The organism is Streptomyces sp. SM1, assembly GCF_002910825.1.
GTDB lineage: Bacteria > Actinomycetota > Actinomycetes > Streptomycetales > Streptomycetaceae > Streptomyces > Streptomyces okerensis.
The window spans coordinates 1-1,558 of the sequence record NZ_NEUB01000181.1 but is presented as its reverse complement, the minus strand read 5'-3'; the positions used below and the strand labels follow the sequence as shown (position 1 = coordinate 1,558).

Below are 1,558 nucleotides of genomic sequence, written 5' to 3'. Positions count from 1 at the left end.
CACCGGCCCGGACGACGGGTCGGTACACGCGGCGAGCAGCGTGACAGCGAGCACCGCGGAGACGATCCACGGCTTGCGCATACGACGGCCACTCCCCGGCCCGGCAAACGGTTCCCCAGGGAAGCACAGGCGGGACCGGCGGGGAAGACCGGAATCGGCCGGGCGCCGGCCCGGCGCCCGGCGCGCGGGCCGCGACGGCGGTGGCTAGCGTGGGGAGTCGGACCGACCACCCGTCCGGAGAGGGCCGCGGCCATGCCCGTACCACCCGAAGGGGCCCCGTGCTGGGCCGACGCGATGTTCGACGACATCGAGGAAGCCAAGCGCTTCTACGGTGACGTCCTCGGCTGGACCTTCGGCGAGTCGTCGCCGGAATTCGGCGACTACACCCAGGCCTACGCCCGCGGCAGGGCGGTGGCGGCCGTCGTACCGCCCATGCCCGGCCAGGAGGGCAGCTCCCAGTGGTGTCTCTACTTCGCGGCCCGGGACGCCGCCGCGACCGCCGACCGGATCCGGGACCACGGCGGTGAACTGCTGATGGAGCCGATGCGGGTCGGCGATTCGGGCACCATGTGCCTCGCCCGTGATCCCGGCGGGGTCGTCTTCGGCCTCTGGCAGGCCGGCACCCACGAGGGTTTCGAGGTCATGGCCGAACCGGGCGCGTACTGCTGGGCCGAGGTCTTCACCCGCGAGCCGGAGAAGTCCGACGCCTTCTTCCCCGCCGTCTTCTCCTACCGCTCCGGGCGGCTCGAGGACGAGACGGACTTCCGGATCTACGACCTTGGCGAGCGCAGTGTGCTCGGCCGGATGAGGATGACGGACGACTTCCCGCCCGAGGTGCCGCCGTACATCAACGTCTACTTCACCGTCGCCGACTGCGACGAGGCGGTGTCCCGGGCACTCCGGCGGGGCGGTGTCCTGCGGTTCGGCCCGATGGACACGCCGTTCGGACGGTTCGCGGCGATCAGCGACCCGCAGGGCGCGGACTTCTCCGTGATCGACGTCACGGCCACCACGGGCGAGATGCCGAAGATCACCGACGTGGACTGAGCGGGCACGGGCCGGCCGTCCGGGCGTGGCATGATCGGGCACATGCCTGAACGAGTTGTGGCCGCGTGCGACGGGGCTTCGAAGGGAAACCCCGGACCCGCCGGCTGGGCCTGGGTGGTCGCCGACGCCTCGGAGACGCCGGTCCGCTGGGAGGCGGGGGCGCTGGGTACGGCCACCAACAACATCGCCGAACTCACCGCCCTGGAGCGGCTGCTGGCGGCGACCGACCCCGCCGTGCCGCTCGAGGTGCGGATGGACTCGCAGTACGCCATGAAGGCCGTCACCACCTGGCTGCCCGGCTGGAAGCGCAACGGCTGGCGCACGGCGGCCGGCAAACCGGTCGCCAACCAGGAACTCGTCGTACGCATCGACGACCTGTTGCGGGACCGCTCGGTGGAGTTCCGCTACGTGCCCGCCCACCAGGTCGACGGCGACCGGCTCAACGACTTCGCCGACCGCGCGGCGAGCCAGGCGGCCGTCGTGCAGGAGAACGCCGGCAGCGCACTGGACT

General features: G+C 72.0%; 2 protein-coding genes. Both read left to right on the top strand.

Features of this window, described 5'->3' with window-relative positions:
• Nucleotides 1–252 precede the first annotated feature (252 nt).
• Nucleotides 253–1,047, top strand: a complete 795-nt coding sequence (locus tag B9S61_RS04230) for a VOC family protein (RefSeq protein ID WP_103540984.1) — start codon at nucleotides 253–255, stop codon at nucleotides 1,045–1,047.
• 42 nt (nucleotides 1,048–1,089) lie between these two features.
• Nucleotides 1,090–1,558, top strand: a 469-nt coding sequence (locus B9S61_RS04225) for a ribonuclease H (RefSeq protein WP_258039538.1), incomplete at its 3' end; no start/stop codon positions are given.